Genomic DNA, 14,645 nt, shown 5'->3' with positions numbered 1-14,645 from the left:
ACTATTTAAGCTCAACTTCTGCTCCAGCTTCTTCCAATGATTTTTTGATTCCTTCAGCTTCGTCTTTAGAAACACCTTCTTTAATAGCTTTAGGTGCGCTGTCAACGATGTCTTTAGCATCTTTCAATCCAAGTCCGGTCAATTCCTTAACCAATTTAACAACTGCCAATTTTGAAGCGCCAGCGGCGGTCAAAACTACATCGAATTCTGTTTTTTCTTCAACAGCTTCACCTTCACCTGCACCTGCACCACCAGCGGCAACAGCTACAGCAGCGGCTGCGGGCTCGATACCATATTCTTCTTTCAATATATCAGCCAACTCGTTTACCTCTTTAACGGTCAAGTTAACCAACTGTTCTGCGAATTCTTTTAAATCTGCCATTTTCCTATCGTTTAATAAAATTTTAAAATATAATTGTTTTTAGTGCGTACTGATTATCTTTCGGATAATGTCTTAAGGATACCTGCGAGTTTTCCACCCCCAGATTTAAGTCCGGAAATAACATTCTTAGCAGGAGATTGCAATAATCCAATAACCTCACCAATCATTTCTTCTTTAGACTTAATGCTAACCAAAGCATCCAATTTGTCATCACCTACATAAATAGCTTCTTCGATAAAAGCACCTTTTAATAAAGGTTTCTTAGACTTTTTCCTAAAGTTTTTGATAACCTTTGCCGGTCCATTACCAGCTTCCGAGAACATCAAGGACGTGTTGCCTTTCAATACTTCGGGAAGTTCTCCAAACTCTTTTTCTGAAGCTTCCATTGCCTTTTCAAGCAAGGTATTCTTAACTACTGCTAATTTAATGTTCGCTTTGAAACACGCTCTTCGTAAAGCGGAAGTTTCTGTAGCGTTCAAACCTGATATATCCGCCAAATAAATGATAGGATTATCAGCTAGCTGCTTAGTCAGATCCTGTATAACGATTGCTTTTTCTTCTCTTGTCATAATAAAAATTTTGAACTACAGATCAACTAACGGTTTTCGGATCCAATTGAACGCTAGGGCTCATCGTACTAGACATAAATACGCTTTTTACGTAAATGCCCTTAGCCGCTGCGGGTTTTAATTTCATCAAAGTATCCAGTAGTTCGTTGGCATTATCGGCAATTTTATCAGCCGAAAAAGAAGCTTTTCCTATTGCAGCGTGAACAATACCAGTTTTATCTACCTTAAAATCTATCTTACCTGCCTTCACTTCAGAAACTGCTTTTGCAACATCCATTGTTACGGTTCCAGTCTTAGGATTAGGCATTAGACCACGAGGACCTAAAACACGACCCAAAGGACCTAATTTACCCATAACACTTGGCATGGTAATAATGACATCGACATCTGTCCAGCCACTTTTAATTTTATCCAAATACTCATCCAACCCAACATAATCAGCTCCAGCCTCAGTGGCCTCTGCTTCTTTGTCTGGTGTTACCAAGGCCAAAACCTTAACATCTTTACCGGTACCGTGTGGAAGTGTTACCACCCCCCGTACCATTTGATTTGCTTTTCTTGGATCAACACCCAAACGAACAGCAAGATCTATAGATGCATCGAATTTTGCACTGGTTATCTCTTTTATCAAAGCTGAAGCTTCATTTACAGAATAGAGTTTATCTTTCTCTATTTTGGCATGGGCTTCTTTTTGCTTCTTCGTTAACTTTGCCATTTAAATTGCTTTTAAGATTTTAAAAAGGTCTTTTACCTGCTACTTTAAGACCCATAGACCTTGCTGTACCGGCGACCATACTCATTGCTGATTCGACGGTAAAGGCATTAAGATCTACCATTTTATCTTCGGCTATAGCCTTGATTTGGTCCCAAGTAATGTTACCTGATTTTACTCTGTTAGGTTCGCCAGATCCTTTTTTAATCTTAGCTGCTTCCAAAAGCTGAACTGCCGCTGGTGGCGTCTTAACGACAAAGTCAAAAGACTTGTCTTTATAAACGGTGATAACAACTGGCAATACTTTGCCCGGTTTGTCCTGTGTACGCGCATTGAACTGCTTACAGAACTCCATGATGTTAACTCCGGCAGCACCTAAGGCGGGTCCGACCGGTGGCGATGGATTCGCTGCACCTCCCCTAACTTGTAGTTTAACTACTTTACCTATTTCTTTTGCCATTCTTTTAAATTAAATTGAAAGTGTGTTCACGGGAAGCAACACAACTCTATAAATATGTAACAATTATTTTATACTTTTTCTACTTGCATATAGCTAAGCTCCAATGGTGTTTTTCTTCCGAAAATCTTCACCATTACCTCTAGCTTGCGCTTCTCTTCATTTATCTTCTCGACCGTACCGTTGAAACCATTAAAAGGTCCGTCAATAACCTTAACTGTTTCCCCATGAATAAACGGTATTGCAACACTATCTGTGTTGACCGCCAATTCATCGACTTTACCAAGCATACGATTCACCTCGGATTTACGCAATGGCACCGGGTCACCTCCTTTGGTCTCACCTAAAAAACCAATAACATTGGTAATAGAGCGAATAATATGAATCATTTCACCCCCTAAATTCGCCTTGATCATAATATATCCAGGAAAATAAACTCTTTCTTTGTTTATTTTCTTGCCTTTACGAATCTGGACGACCTTTTCGGTAGGCACCAAGACATCTTCCAAATAATCTGAAAAACCATGCCGCTCTACCTCACTCTCAATGTAACCTTTGATTTTGTTTTCTTGGCCACTGACCGCTCGCACCACATACCATTTCTTTTCCAATACTTCTGCCATAGCGCCGAACTTAGTTTAAAACGTTATTGAAATATAACTGTATCAATTTACTGAAGACCGTATCTATTCCCCAAGTAGCCAAAGCGAACACTATCGAAAATACAGCCACAATGACCATAAGATTTGAAGATTCGGACCTTGGAGGCAAGGTGACGTTATTTCTTAGTTCTTCAACCGATTCCTTTATATATGTTAACATTTTTGTCGTTTTCTTGGATTCAAAAAAAATATCCGCAAGTGGTTTAAACCATCTATTCCGTATAACTTTTCACTGAAAAGAAAGGTTTTAAACCGCTAGGAAATCTAGAAAGCCGCGAATTTGTTTCCAATATAAATCGCTGTAAACCCCACTTCATAAGCACGGGAGGAGAGACTCGAACTCCCGACACCTGGTTTTGGAGACCAGTGCTCTACCAACTGAGCTACACCCGTTTCTATTTACATCGAAAGGTATCCGCCTACTGGCGGACACCCTTTAATGCAATATCAATATATTCTTAATCTATAATTTTGGTAACCTGACCAGCACCTACGGTTCTACCACCTTCACGGATAGCGAAACGAAGACCTACACTTAATGCAATAGGCTGAATAAGCTCTACTGTAATAGTAAGGTTATCACCGGGCATTACCATTTCAACACCTGAAGGTAGAGAAATGTTACCAGTTACGTCAGTAGTTCTAACATAGAACTGAGGACGATAGTTATTATGGAATGGTGTGTGACGACCACCTTCTTCTTTTTTAAGGACATAAACCTCAGCTTCGAATTTGGCGTGAGGCTTAACAGAACCTGGCTTACAGATTACCATACCTCTACTGATCTGTGCTTTTTCAATACCTCTCAAAAGGATACCTACGTTATCACCAGCTTCACCTCTATCCAAAATCTTACGGAACATCTCAACACCAGTAATGGTAGAATTCAATTTCTCAGCACCCATACCGATAATCTCAACAGCATCACCTGTATTTGCAACACCAGTTTCGATTCGACCAGTAGCAACTGTTCCACGACCAGTAATGGTAAATACATCTTCAACAGGCATCAAGAAATCTTTTTCGATATCTCTCTTTGGCAATTCGATCCACTCATCAACCGCATTCATCAACTCCATAACCGTATCAACCCACTTTTGCTCACCATTAAGTGCACCCAAAGCAGAACCAGCGATTACAGGTCCGTTATCACCATCATATTCATAGAAAGAAAGCAATTCGCGAACTTCCATCTCAACAAGCTCTAAAAGCTCTTCATCATCGACCATGTCGACTTTGTTCATAAAGACAACCATTCTTGGAATACCTACCTGACGACCTAAAAGGATGTGCTCACGAGTCTGTGGCATAGGACCATCAGTAGCAGCAACAACCAAAATCGCACCATCCATCTGAGCAGCACCAGTAACCATGTTCTTAACATAATCGGCGTGACCAGGACAATCTACGTGCGCATAGTGACGATTCGCAGTTTGATACTCAACATGCGATGTGTTGATCGTGATACCTCTTTCCTTTTCTTCAGGAGCGTTATCGATAGAATCGAAACTTCTCTTTTCAGAAAGTCCTGCGTTTGATAACACTTCGGTTATAGCAGCAGTCAATGTAGTTTTACCGTGATCTACGTGTCCAATAGTACCAATATTTAAGTGCGGTTTGGAACGATCAAAAGTTTCCTTTGCCATGTTTAATGAATTTTAATCTTAAGTTTATATTAGTGTGTACAAATTATATTTTCTTTGAGCCAACGATGAGATTTGAACTCATGACCTCTTCCTTACCAAGGAAACGCTCTACCCCTGAGCTACGCCGGCATATTTCGGTTTCAGGTTCAAAGTTTTCAGTTTCAAGTCAAAAACCACAAACGCCAACTCAGTCTTGGTCAGGCGACCGATAGCTATCCGGCCCTGTTTCGACAAGGGATTTGCATCCCAAATTCCCTAATGCCAGAACCAACCTTTAGACCAATTACATGACACCAAGAAAACTTTTAGAGCGGGAGACCGGGTTCGAACCGGCGACATTCAGCTTGGAAGGCTGACGCTCTACCAACTGAGCTACTCCCGCAAATTTTCAAGAAATTCCTTAAAAAGGAAATTCTAAATCCAACATATCAAAAAACTTATCTTCCAACCCCAATCAATAAAAACCGAATCCTTGAAAATTCGATATTTGAAAATTTAGGGTTTTCAAATTGTGGGGAGAGCAGGATTCGAACCTGCGAAGACGTAGTCAGCAGATTTACAGTCTGCCCTCGTTGGCCGCTTGAGTATCTCCCCGACCTATATTTTAAAGACCTTTTTGAGCCGATAGAGGGACTCGAACCCACGACCTGCTGATTACAAATCAGCTGCTCTAGCCAGCTGAGCTACATCGGCTTTTTAAGTGCTTTTTGGTATAAAAAAAGCCCGCTATTTCTAACGGACTGCAAATGTATACGTTTTTTTGTTTATTCAAAACAAAATTCGAAAAATTTTAATCATACTTGGATACGTAATTTCTCTTTTCTTTTAATCAGCTTTCTTTCTAAAGAGCTACAAGCAGAATCAATAGCCTCTTCAAAAGATTTACATTGCTTTTTTACAATAAATTTATCCCTAGGTATATTTAGCTTGATTTCAACTATCTTATTCTCCTTGGCGCTGGTTTTCTGCACCTTTAAATATACGTCTGAACTTATCACCTTGTCGTAAAATGTTTCCAATTTATCCATTCGATGCTGCACAAAGTTGATGAGCTCTACATCCGCATTGAAATTTACTGATTGAGAGTTTACTTTCATAGGTTGAAGATTTAAAAAAAATTAAAAATAAAAACCGACTCGTTATTTCTTGCTTCTTGGATGGGAAGTGGCATGTATTTTCTTAAGTTCAGCTATACTGTTATGTGTATATACCTGCGTAGATGCCAAACTTGAATGCCCCAACAACTCTTTTACCGAGTTTAAATCCGCTCCTTTATTGAGCAAGTGGGTCGCAAAAGTATGTCGTATGATGTGTGGACTCTTTTTTACTTTTGACGATACCCTACTAAAATAATTATTTATTAACCTATAAACAAGGGTTTCATATATTTTATTGCCCGATTTCAATAAAAACACATACTCTTTGTCATTGATTATTTCAAGTGAATTTCGTTCTTTGAAATATTTTGAAAATAGATTTTGCGTTGCAGCCAACAGCGGCACTATGCGCTCTTTATTTCTTTTCCCTAATACTCGAACCGTTTGATTGGCAAAATCAACGTCGGTCATTTTCATATGTATCAATTCAGCCCTTCTGATACCGGTAGTATAAAGTAAATCAATAATCAACTTATCACGCGCGCCTTCGAAGTCTTCTTCAAACGGAATTTCCAGTAGCACAGCCTCCATTTCTTGTGGGGAAAAAGGAATCTCTATTTTTTTTGAAGTCTTAAGTGCTTTGTGCTTTGCCAAAGGGTTTGCTTCTATAGCGCCGATACGTTGCAAGAATTTATAATATGCCTTTAGAGATGCTATTTTTCGGTTGATCGAACGATTGGAAAGGCGTTGATCTACCAAACTTACAATCCAGCTGCGCACCAGACCATACGCAACACTATCAATTTCTGTTATGCCATATTCTTGCGAACAAAATAGACAAAAGCTATGAATATCGCTACCGTAAGCCTGTACCGTGTGTTCGGAATAGTTTTTTTCCAAAGACAAATACGAGAGAAAAGATGGTACGCTCATAAGGTAAAGTTACTAAAGAATATTCTTCAATGATGGAAAACAAAAAAATCCCGCCAATAGGCGGGATTTTTATATCTTGATTATGATACAAGTGGATTAAATCTCCTCTTGATCTCTTAAACCCTGAATGTACTGGGCTTTTTGAATCAACTGTCTACGTTCAACGGAGGGTTTAGTAAATTGCTGACGTTTACGCAACTGTCGCATTGTACCTGTTTTATCGAACTTTCGCTTGAAGCGTTTTAAAGCTCTATCTATGTTTTCTCCTTCTTTAATTGGTATTATTAACATGGGCTACAACCTCCTTTCTTTAGTGATTAGGGCTGCAAAGTTAAAAATTAATTTACAACTCACAACCAAATGATGATAAATTAAAAATTTACTTTTATTTTGATACGCGGTACTCCTTTTTGTCAATAATAATCTTGGCAATAATTTCCCTGAGAATCTCTGATGTGCCTCCTCCAATAGGTCCCAATCGGCTGTCGCGTAATAGACGTGCCATTGGATAATCTTCAATATAACCATAGCCGCCTAAAAACTGTAGACATTCATAAACAACCTTATCTGCCATTGCAGTGGACTTTAATTTGGCTATAGAAGCCTCACGAACCACATATTCACCTTTATCCATTTTGTAAACTACGGAATAATTGTATTGCTTGCACATATCCATGTCTGCATGCAAGTCGACAAATCTGTGTCGTAATGCTTGGTACTGGTTAATTGTCTTGCCAAAGGTTTCGCGTTCTGACATATACTGCAACGCATATTCTAGGGCATATTCTGCCCTTGCATGGGCATTAACTCCCATTATTAAACGCTCCATGGCAAAGGCTTCCATTATAAAACCAAATCCTTTACCTTCACTACCCATCAAATTTACGGCTGGTACAATAACATTATCGAATGCAAGCTCTGCTGTATCCGATGCTCTCCAACCTAACTTGTTGAGTTTACTTGAAGAAACTCCTTGACTATTGAGATCCACAATAAATATACTGATCCCCTTATTTCCCGCTGATGGGTCTGTCTTTGCAGCTAAAATTATATAGTCACCATAGACCCCATTGGTTATAAAAGTTTTTGATCCATTGATGATATAGGTATCTCCTTTTTTAATAGCGGTGGTACGCATACCTGCCACGTCGCTTCCACCAAAAGGCTCCGTAACACCTAAGCATCCAATTTTTTCGCCTTTAACACTTGGTGTCAAATAGGCTTTCCTTTGGAAGTCATTACCATTTTTACTCAAGTGGGTCATCGCTAAATAGACATGCGCCCAAATGGCCGCAGCGAACCCTCCGGAATTAATTTTTTGTAGCTCTTCCAACAAAATAGCGGTATAGAAAAGATCTAGCCCCATACCTCCGTCAGTTTCGGCTGTCGCCAGACCAAAATAGCCCATCTCGCCAAATTTCTCCCAAATGAAACGTTCAATGGTGCCAGAAGCTTCCCATTTTTCAATATGGGGAACAACTTCTTTCTGTAAAAAATTTCTGAAGCTTTCCCTAAATAGATGATGTTCTTCAGTGAAGTACATACTTTGCATTGCTAATTTTTTAGAGCGCCAAATATAGCTTAATTCTATCAATCTTATCCGCAGGAAAATCAACAATATCCTTTAACTCGTCAAATGAGGTAATACTACCGTTGATTTCTCGGTAAGCTACAATTTCTTTTGCAACACTATATTTAATATACGTTAATTTCGAAATTTCTGCAATTGAAGCTTTGTTGATGTTTATTTTCTCAATCTTAGGCTTACTGAGCACCTTATACTTCTTTAAGACCTTTTCTGCTACTTCTCGATCAAGGTAATACACCTCGTATAATTGCTCGTCGATTAAAAAGCCATTTAACAACTCCCTGTATTTCACAATCCTCGCCGATAATTTTTCCCCGATACCACTTATAGATTGTAGGTCTTCGGCCGTGGCACTGTTTAAATCAAGAACATTTGATCGGACGACGTTTGTAGCGAGGTTTTCGTTATTTCTATTTGGATATAATTTAGCCTTGAACGGCTTTTTATTTTCTGTTTTAGTCCATTCGGGGAATTTAAAATAAGGAGAGATGACCGATAACAAACTATCGGATATCATCGTTACCTTTTGAAATTCTTCCGCCGAGTTCGCAAACTTATTCTGTTTACGGAAGGCATGTAGCCTATCGATTTCTTCCGCCGACATACCTAGCGTATAACCTTTGTAGTCTGTAATAAAATTGGGATTGAAGGGATAAATTCGAACAACGGAGTCGTTCGTTACAACCTCCTTTTTTAAAATATCGATTTGCGATTGGGTTGCCTCATCCACTAAAAAAAGACCTGCCGAACTATTCATCGGGCTTGATTTGACTACAAAAAAAGCAACTTGCATTACGAATATGATAAGCAACCAAAAGAAAATCCCGCTTCGTTCCTGTTTACTGAACTTGAAGTGGGATTTAAACTTTCTCATTGTATTGGGCCTATAAAAGGCATTTTTTATTCTATCTGCTTCTGCTTTCTAAAAAGCTGGTTCGCTTTTAACTTTTTCCAATAATCATCTAAATCAGCTTTCACTTCCCCTGACATAATATAAAGGCCAATGATATTAGGAAATGACATGGCCAAAATCATCATATCGGAAAAGTCGAGTACCGCACCCAAACTTACCGAGGCTCCTATTACAACGAAAATTAAGAAGAACATCTTATAAACCATTTCCGATTTTTTACTTTTTCCAAAGAGGTATGTCCATGCACGCATACCATAATATGACCAAGAAATCATTGTGGAGAAGGCAAATAAGAACACTGCCAATGCCAACACATAAGGAAACCAAGATATTTGACTTGCAAAAGCATCGGAGGTCAATTGGGCCCCTGCCATTCCTTCCACTTCGTGCATACCTGTAAAAATAAGCACCAAGGCAGTTAAAGTACAAACCACTACGGTGTCGATAAAAGGCTCGAGCAAAGCAACAAAACCTTCGGAAGGCGGGTGATTGGTTTTAGCCGTACTATGGGCAATAGCTGCGGAGCCCACACCTGCCTCGTTCGAAAATGCAGCACGTTGAAAGCCGACTATAAGCACACCTATTATACCCCCTTTAAGTGCACTGGGATTAAAGGCTCCTTCAAAAATGGCCGAAAAAGCCGGACCAATATTTTGAATATTCATAATGATAATAGCCAACGCGGCAACAATATAAATAGATGCCATAATAGGCACCACTTTACCTGTTACCTTAGCGATACTACTTATACCCCCAATGATAACGACCCCTACAAGAATCGCGGTTACGATACCAAACCAGAATCCGTTACCTACCAAAGCAGGGAATTGCCCCGACAATTGTTCAAAAGACTGATTGGCCTGAAACATGTTTCCTCCACCAAAAGAAGCACCGATGGCAAGCACGGCAAAGAATCCGGCAAGCACTTTTCCGATTCCCTTCATATTTCTTTTTTCGAGTCCGTAACGCAAGTAGTTCATCGGACCACCGAAAACCCTTCCATCAGGAAGTATATCGCGATATTTTACCCCAAGGGTACATTCTACAAATTTGGAAGACATGCCCAACAGTCCACAAACGATCATCCAAAAAGTGGCACCGGCACCACCTAAGGAAACAGCGACCGCTACACCGGCGATATTACCCAAACCAACCGTGCCAGATACCGCAGTAGCCAATGCCTGAAAATGAGTAACTTGACCAGGGGCGTTGGGGTCATCATATTTACCTTTGGCCAAATCAATAGAGTGCCGAAAACCTTTAATATTAATAAAGCCCATTCGAATGGTAAAGAAAAGGGCTCCAACAACCAACCAGATTACTATAAAAGGAATTCCTTTGGTTATAGGGTCGCCATTGGGGTGTACCATCACCACAGGTTCATCATATTTTATTTCGGCCAGATTATGAGCTCCGGCTTCGATGATATGCTCTTGGTTTTCGGAATTGTATATAACGTTTCCTTCCGCTACTAAATATTTTAGCTCTCCACTAGCCGGGGCAACAATAGTCTCATCAACACCATTATCTTTGGAGATAATTGCTAATTGTTCTCCTTTTTTAACCTTGGCCCCATTTTCTTTGAACCATTTTTTTAATACAAATTTATCTTGAACCTCGGGTGTCCACCCAGGAGTACCTACCAACTTAATATCTGCATAGGCTACAGGATCATAGATGCCGAGTGCGTCAAAGGGGTCCCAAAAAAGAACAGCGGCCAAGGCACTTACCGCCGGGGTCATCGTTCCGTTGAACACCTCGGTTATCGCTTTGGTCTTCACCTTGAATACTTTTGTTTCGGAAAGGCCATTGGCATCGATTACCGTAACCGTGTATGAAATACCCTCTACCAATCCCGTGGCCATTTTAGAGTGAAGCGACGTACTCTGATTACTCCATTTATAAGTATAGGGGGGAGTTCCTCCTTCAACTTCCAATTCGATAGCTCCGTCATTGATATTATCGGACGGGTTTATGGTTTTGCCCTTGACTACAAGTTCTTGTGCAAAAGATGCAAAGCCATATAGCATAAAAAGGAAAAAAAGGAATCTCTTCATAATAAAAATTTAGTTTTGGTATGTTTGATATCTATTAAATATGATGGACAATATCCTAAAAATAAGCATCACAATCAAATATTCTCGTTGAAAGATGTTTGCTCGATCTGGAACATTTCGTTTAATTTTTGAATCTGTTCAGGCCTCCCCAGTACAATTACCTTACTTTTTGGCTGAAGTTGTAAATCAGCCTCAGGGTTTATTATGTATTCGCCATTGGGCGCTATATATCCGATTATGGTACAACCCGTTTTTCTTCTTAAGTCAAGGTCGCGAAGCGAGTTATTCTCTGAATTAAGCAGAAAATCTTCTATGGCCACCTCTTCTAGATTCGTGGTATGTTGTCCTTCAGTCGATAATTTATTTATAAAAGTAATCAGATTGGGCATAACCACCAACGAGGCCATATGATCACCCCCAATTTTATCGGGCATAATAACCTTATCGGCCCCAGCTAATTCCAATTTTTTCTGGGAAGTTACCAAAGAAGCCCTGCTAACAATAAACAAATTGGGGTTCAACTGTCTTGCGGATAGTACCACAAATAGATTTGTAGCATCATCGGGCATGGCTACGATCAGGTACTTTGCCTTTGCTATTCCTGCCTGCACCAACATTTCGTCATCATTGGTATCACCTTCGACAAACAGCACCTCGTCTTCATATTTTTCTATAACTTCCCGATTTCTTTCGATGACAACAAAGGGCTTTTTATACGATTTTAATCGTTCGGCAGCTTGCATACCATTTCGCCCGTAACCACATACGATAACATGGTCAGATAAATTATTAATCAATTTCTTCACTTTTTTCTTCTTTAAAAGTTGCAGCGCGTTTCTACTTAAAATATATTCCGTGATTACCGATATGGCATACGCAAATATGAAAACACTGGCAATAATTAAAAATACGGTAAAAATCTTTGCCTCGGGATCTAAGGGCCGTACTTCCGAAAAGCCGACGGTTGATACGGTTATGACCGTCATATAAAAGGCTTCAAGCCAAGAAAAATCGGCAATATAACGGTAACCTAGCACTCCAATGACCAAAACCGCTACAATCAAGAGCTCTGCCAAGTAAATTTTTGATCGAAAGAATTTTATCATATTCAGAGGTCAAAAACCGATGTTCGTTTGGTATAGAGTAAATCTTTAATTTTTAACCAAAATGCCAAAAACAAGTATAGTGCAAATCCAAAGCCCAAGGTCACGAATGTAAGATAAATGAATGATGTGCGCACTACCCTTGCCCGTATTCCCATACGTTCAGCGATACGGCGACAGACTTCAAAACCGCGTTTCTGAAAATAATAAAGTAACTGGTAGAACAAATTCATCGCTTAAAATTAGCTATTTTGACTCAATAAACCAGTACCAATCGTACATTGTAGGCATTTGTTTTTTGTACAGTACTCATTATATAACTGTAAAGCACCTTGGCTTTCCAGGGCGTTTTCGACATTTACCCCCTTCGAAGCAAAATTTGAGATAATACTATTTTCTTCTTTATTAATGACGGAGGCAATGCTCGTTATTGTTTCGTCTACCACTCCATTCAAACGACGGGAATAGCAAAATTTTATAGGCAATATTGTATTGATGATTAATAAATCAATAAATTTTTTGGTCACTTTCTTTACTCCCTTACGGGATGATTTGCCAAAAGTAAAATGGGTATCCCAATAGTGGCTCGCAGAAACATCAAAGATGGTATAGATTTCCTCTAAAGTTTTGGCGGCCATGACCCTACCAAACAAATTCTGGTGCTTGTGATACAAATTTGCCAGTTGAGATAACCTGATGGTTGGAAAATTAGGCGGACGTAGTTTAAAAAATTCCGGCTTCTGTACCCGTTCTTCCTCTAAAGAAAACTTATGCCGCAAATACCGATATTCCTTTTTTAATAGTACATGGTATTCATCGGCAATGGTATTATCATCCAATAGGTGCGACATTCCATATAAAACACTCTCCAATTGCGGCAGGTCGTGCTGAAGTTTGCGTACTACCGAAAATTCAATGGCCCTGGCCAAACTCAGAAAGGCATCGCCATTAATTTTAAGACCGAAATTTTTTAAGAGTAGTACGAAAAAGACATTTTCCCAATCGTTTTTGGAATCTTCAAGTAGCCCAAAAACAAAACTAGATTTTCGTTCGAGCCGCTCAAAAAAAAGTCGTTCAAGCCAATTTTGGAGAATGAATGGCGCTATTCGCCCAATATCTTTTTCACAGTTGATAAAGCGAATATCTTTTTTATCGAACAATTCTTGATAGGCCCTTAATAGGCTTTCTGAAATATAGTCTTTGAGTTCAAGGGTAGGAATTTCTGAATTATCTTTTCGGAAAACCTCGACATCCTCTTCCCAAACTACATGTAGAATTACATTGTCATAGTTGCGGTCTTTTTCATGATTGTGTGCGTACCAATCTGAAGACTTGACATGTATTTCAACATTTCCGGCCCACAATTGTTCATTGATATTCACTTGAGCATTAAAGAAATCGGGGCCAGCAAGATGATTATGCATGCCCACGTCAACAATAACTAAAGACTCTTTATTGGAAGTGACCAAATCTTCTAGCGGAAGCTTTTTATATTTCCATATAAAATGAAGTAAGTCTTCGCGCATAGGTGTAGTTTAATTGTTTTTGATTAAAACAAATACACACATCTCCCCTAGAGCGGATGATATTTAAAGAGCAAAGACAGATAGTTAGGTTACTCGGTAACCTCTCCCTCCCAATTCATGAAACCGCCTTTCAAATTATAAGCTTTTTCAAAACCTAAGCTATTCATAATGGCACATGCCTGCCCACTTCGGGCACCAGATCGGCAATAGACATAATAAGACTTTGATTTGTCCAATTTTTCAATCTCATCTATAAAACCTTGGCCTAAATGTATGTCTATATTGGTTGCATTGGGAATATAACCTTCCTCCAACTCTTCCGGCGTTCGCACATCCAATATGAATGCGTTCTCGTCATTTTCCAGTTGTTCTTCCCACTCTTCTTGTGATAAATCTGCCATAATTCAAAAATTAAAATGTAAAAATACGGTTTTTAGCGGAAATCCTTTCCAATTAATGTTTAACAAAAATTTGGCATGGCAACATTCTCTATCATTAAAAATTGACATACATTTGTATATACAATTATTGTATTGACATGAATGTAGAGGAAGTAATAAAAACCGAAAAAAAAATTCCGTTGGAAAGCAGGACGCTCATTCATTACAGTCTTGTGGCCAATAGAATTCACGAGACGATGACCAACGCCCTTAAACCTTTCGAAGTATCGTTACAGCAATTCAATGTGCTACGTATTTTAAGAGGTCAAAAGGGCAAACCGGCCAATCTTTCTACATTAAATGAAAGAATGGTAACTAAAATGAGCAATACCACCCGATTGGTAGACAAGTTGATCCGTAAAGAATATGTGAATAGAATTACGTGCCCGAGTAACCGTCGTAAGGTTGAAATCAATATTACATCAAAGGGCCAGAAAGTGCTGGTAGAAATGGACAGTGCAATGAAAAAGGCTGAAAATGACATTTTAAAAAACCTGACCCAAGAAGACCTAAAAGTTTTGAATCAGTTATTGGATAAATTTTGAATTAGTAAAAATAAA

The 14,645-nt window shown here is 39.1% G+C and carries 18 protein-coding genes and 5 tRNA genes; 1 reads left to right on the top strand and 22 read right to left on the bottom strand.

The genetic code is table 11. The features are described 5' to 3' along the window. Window position 1: 1 nt before the first annotated feature. The 22 genes from rplL to BLS33_RS22050 all read right to left on the bottom strand — a co-directional run bounded on the left by rplL (window position 2) and on the right by BLS33_RS22050 (window position 14,046). Window positions 2-403, bottom strand: a complete 402-nt coding sequence (gene rplL, locus BLS33_RS22155) for a 50S ribosomal protein L7/L12 (RefSeq protein ID WP_394330909.1) — start codon at window positions 401-403, stop codon at window positions 2-4. Window positions 404-435: 32 nt separating this feature from the next. Beyond that, the gene (gene rplJ, locus BLS33_RS22150; RefSeq protein ID WP_089895078.1) at window positions 436-951 is read right to left on the bottom strand and encodes a 50S ribosomal protein L10; all 516 of its coding nucleotides are present in this window, start codon (window positions 949-951) and stop codon (window positions 436-438) included. A gap of 22 nt (window positions 952-973) precedes the next feature. Next, on the bottom strand, window positions 974-1,666 hold the full coding sequence (rplA, locus tag BLS33_RS22145; RefSeq protein ID WP_089895077.1) for a 50S ribosomal protein L1: 693 nt from the start codon (window positions 1,664-1,666) through the stop codon (window positions 974-976). Window positions 1,667-1,685: 19 nt separating this feature from the next. Continuing rightward, window positions 1,686-2,123 carry a 50S ribosomal protein L11 gene (gene rplK, locus BLS33_RS22140; RefSeq protein WP_089895074.1) on the bottom strand — a complete coding sequence of 146 codons (438 nt, stop codon included), beginning with the start codon at window positions 2,121-2,123 and terminating at the stop codon, window positions 1,686-1,688. 68 nt (window positions 2,124-2,191) lie between these two features. Further along, window positions 2,192-2,743 (bottom strand): transcription termination/antitermination protein NusG, encoded by a 552-nt coding sequence (gene nusG / locus BLS33_RS22135; RefSeq protein WP_089895072.1) that lies wholly within the window; start codon window positions 2,741-2,743, stop codon window positions 2,192-2,194. A gap of 10 nt (window positions 2,744-2,753) precedes the next feature. Further along, window positions 2,754-2,942, bottom strand: coding sequence for a preprotein translocase subunit SecE (secE, locus tag BLS33_RS22130; protein WP_089895070.1), 189 nt, complete (start codon window positions 2,940-2,942; stop codon window positions 2,754-2,756). A 160-nt stretch (window positions 2,943-3,102) separates the two neighbouring features. Further along, window positions 3,103-3,175: transfer RNA gene (locus tag BLS33_RS22125), tRNA-Trp, on the bottom strand. A gap of 65 nt (window positions 3,176-3,240) precedes the next feature. Further along, window positions 3,241-4,428 (bottom strand): elongation factor Tu, encoded by a 1,188-nt coding sequence (tuf, locus tag BLS33_RS22120; RefSeq protein ID WP_089895068.1) that lies wholly within the window; start codon window positions 4,426-4,428, stop codon window positions 3,241-3,243. 57 nt (window positions 4,429-4,485) lie between these two features. Further along, window positions 4,486-4,557: transfer RNA gene (locus tag BLS33_RS22115), tRNA-Thr, on the bottom strand. A gap of 180 nt (window positions 4,558-4,737) precedes the next feature. Next, window positions 4,738-4,810: transfer RNA gene (locus BLS33_RS22110), tRNA-Gly, on the bottom strand. A gap of 130 nt (window positions 4,811-4,940) precedes the next feature. Beyond that, window positions 4,941-5,022 (bottom strand) — tRNA-Tyr (locus BLS33_RS22105). Window positions 5,023-5,047: 25 nt separating this feature from the next. Next, a tRNA-Thr gene (locus tag BLS33_RS22100) sits at window positions 5,048-5,121 on the bottom strand. A 101-nt stretch (window positions 5,122-5,222) separates the two neighbouring features. Then, window positions 5,223-5,525 (bottom strand): ribosome hibernation-promoting factor, HPF/YfiA family, encoded by a 303-nt coding sequence (hpf, locus tag BLS33_RS22095; protein ID WP_089895065.1) that lies wholly within the window; start codon window positions 5,523-5,525, stop codon window positions 5,223-5,225. 42 nt (window positions 5,526-5,567) lie between these two features. Continuing rightward, window positions 5,568-6,458 (bottom strand): tyrosine-type recombinase/integrase, encoded by an 891-nt coding sequence (locus tag BLS33_RS22090; RefSeq protein WP_089895064.1) that lies wholly within the window; start codon window positions 6,456-6,458, stop codon window positions 5,568-5,570. Between the two features lie 96 nt (window positions 6,459-6,554). Next, window positions 6,555-6,749, bottom strand: a complete 195-nt coding sequence (gene rpsU / locus BLS33_RS22085; RefSeq protein WP_089895062.1) for a 30S ribosomal protein S21 — start codon at window positions 6,747-6,749, stop codon at window positions 6,555-6,557. Window positions 6,750-6,843: 94 nt separating this feature from the next. Beyond that, window positions 6,844-8,010, bottom strand: a complete 1,167-nt coding sequence (locus BLS33_RS22080; RefSeq protein WP_089895060.1) for an acyl-CoA dehydrogenase family protein — start codon at window positions 8,008-8,010, stop codon at window positions 6,844-6,846. Window positions 8,011-8,020: 10 nt separating this feature from the next. Further along, entirely contained in the window at window positions 8,021-8,803 is a 783-nt protein-coding gene (locus tag BLS33_RS22075; protein ID WP_245731602.1) for a ComEA family DNA-binding protein, read from the bottom strand. Window positions 8,804-8,946: 143 nt separating this feature from the next. Next, window positions 8,947-11,016, bottom strand: coding sequence for an amino acid carrier protein (locus BLS33_RS22070; RefSeq protein WP_089895056.1), 2,070 nt, complete (start codon window positions 11,014-11,016; stop codon window positions 8,947-8,949). 74 nt (window positions 11,017-11,090) lie between these two features. Continuing rightward, entirely contained in the window at window positions 11,091-12,122 is a 1,032-nt protein-coding gene (locus tag BLS33_RS22065; RefSeq protein ID WP_089895054.1) for a potassium channel family protein, read from the bottom strand. A 2-nt stretch (window positions 12,123-12,124) separates the two neighbouring features. After that, window positions 12,125-12,352, bottom strand: coding sequence for a PspC domain-containing protein (locus BLS33_RS22060; RefSeq protein WP_089895051.1), 228 nt, complete (start codon window positions 12,350-12,352; stop codon window positions 12,125-12,127). A gap of 9 nt (window positions 12,353-12,361) precedes the next feature. Next, entirely contained in the window at window positions 12,362-13,645 is a 1,284-nt protein-coding gene (locus BLS33_RS22055; protein WP_089895049.1) for a DUF2851 family protein, read from the bottom strand. Between the two features lie 89 nt (window positions 13,646-13,734). Beyond that, a complete protein-coding gene (locus tag BLS33_RS22050; RefSeq protein WP_089895047.1) occupies window positions 13,735-14,046 on the bottom strand; it encodes a rhodanese-like domain-containing protein in 312 nt (103 codons plus the stop codon). A 137-nt stretch (window positions 14,047-14,183) separates the two neighbouring features. Between BLS33_RS22050 and BLS33_RS22045 the strand changes: the two genes are divergently transcribed. Further along, on the top strand, window positions 14,184-14,630 hold the full coding sequence (locus BLS33_RS22045; protein ID WP_089895045.1) for a MarR family winged helix-turn-helix transcriptional regulator: 447 nt from the start codon (window positions 14,184-14,186) through the stop codon (window positions 14,628-14,630). Window positions 14,631-14,645 lie beyond the last annotated feature (15 nt).

Origin of the sequence: Kriegella aquimaris (assembly GCF_900103215.1) — a bacterium.
Lineage (GTDB): Bacteria > Bacteroidota > Bacteroidia > Flavobacteriales > Flavobacteriaceae > Kriegella > Kriegella aquimaris.
The sequence above is the reverse complement of the archived record's forward strand: the minus strand, read 5'-3'. Positions and strand labels throughout refer to the sequence as shown.

Bases quoted from the DNA above. Each gene is read 5' to 3' on its own strand.
- rplA (WP_089895077.1), bottom strand. From the start codon at position 1,666: ATGGCAAAGTTAACGAAGAAGCAAAAAGAAGCCCATGCCAAAATAGAG.
- BLS33_RS22090 (WP_089895064.1), bottom strand. From the start codon at position 6,458: ATGAGCGTACCATCTTTTCTCTCGTATTTGTCTTTGGAAAAAAACTAT.
- BLS33_RS22070 (WP_089895056.1), bottom strand. From the start codon at position 11,016: ATGAAGAGATTCCTTTTTTTCCTTTTTATGCTATATGGCTTTGCATCT.
- BLS33_RS22050 (WP_089895047.1), bottom strand. From the start codon at position 14,046: ATGGCAGATTTATCACAAGAAGAGTGGGAAGAACAACTGGAAAATGAC.
- BLS33_RS22045 (WP_089895045.1), top strand. From the start codon at position 14,184: ATGAATGTAGAGGAAGTAATAAAAACCGAAAAAAAAATTCCGTTGGAA.
- BLS33_RS22060 (WP_089895051.1), bottom strand. From the start codon at position 12,352: ATGAATTTGTTCTACCAGTTACTTTATTATTTTCAGAAACGCGGTTTT.
- BLS33_RS22075 (WP_245731602.1), bottom strand. From the start codon at position 8,803: ATGAATAGTTCGGCAGGTCTTTTTTTAGTGGATGAGGCAACCCAATCG.
- rpsU (WP_089895062.1), bottom strand. From the start codon at position 6,749: ATGTTAATAATACCAATTAAAGAAGGAGAAAACATAGATAGAGCTTTA.
- BLS33_RS22080 (WP_089895060.1), bottom strand. From the start codon at position 8,010: ATGCAAAGTATGTACTTCACTGAAGAACATCATCTATTTAGGGAAAGC.
- secE (WP_089895070.1), bottom strand. From the start codon at position 2,942: ATGTTAACATATATAAAGGAATCGGTTGAAGAACTAAGAAATAACGTC.
- BLS33_RS22055 (WP_089895049.1), bottom strand. From the start codon at position 13,645: ATGCGCGAAGACTTACTTCATTTTATATGGAAATATAAAAAGCTTCCG.
- rplJ (WP_089895078.1), bottom strand. From the start codon at position 951: ATGACAAGAGAAGAAAAAGCAATCGTTATACAGGATCTGACTAAGCAG.
- nusG (WP_089895072.1), bottom strand. From the start codon at position 2,743: ATGGCAGAAGTATTGGAAAAGAAATGGTATGTGGTGCGAGCGGTCAGT.
- tuf (WP_089895068.1), bottom strand. From the start codon at position 4,428: ATGGCAAAGGAAACTTTTGATCGTTCCAAACCGCACTTAAATATTGGT.
- hpf (WP_089895065.1), bottom strand. From the start codon at position 5,525: ATGAAAGTAAACTCTCAATCAGTAAATTTCAATGCGGATGTAGAGCTC.
- rplK (WP_089895074.1), bottom strand. From the start codon at position 2,123: ATGGCAAAAGAAATAGGTAAAGTAGTTAAACTACAAGTTAGGGGAGGT.
- BLS33_RS22065 (WP_089895054.1), bottom strand. From the start codon at position 12,122: ATGATAAAATTCTTTCGATCAAAAATTTACTTGGCAGAGCTCTTGATT.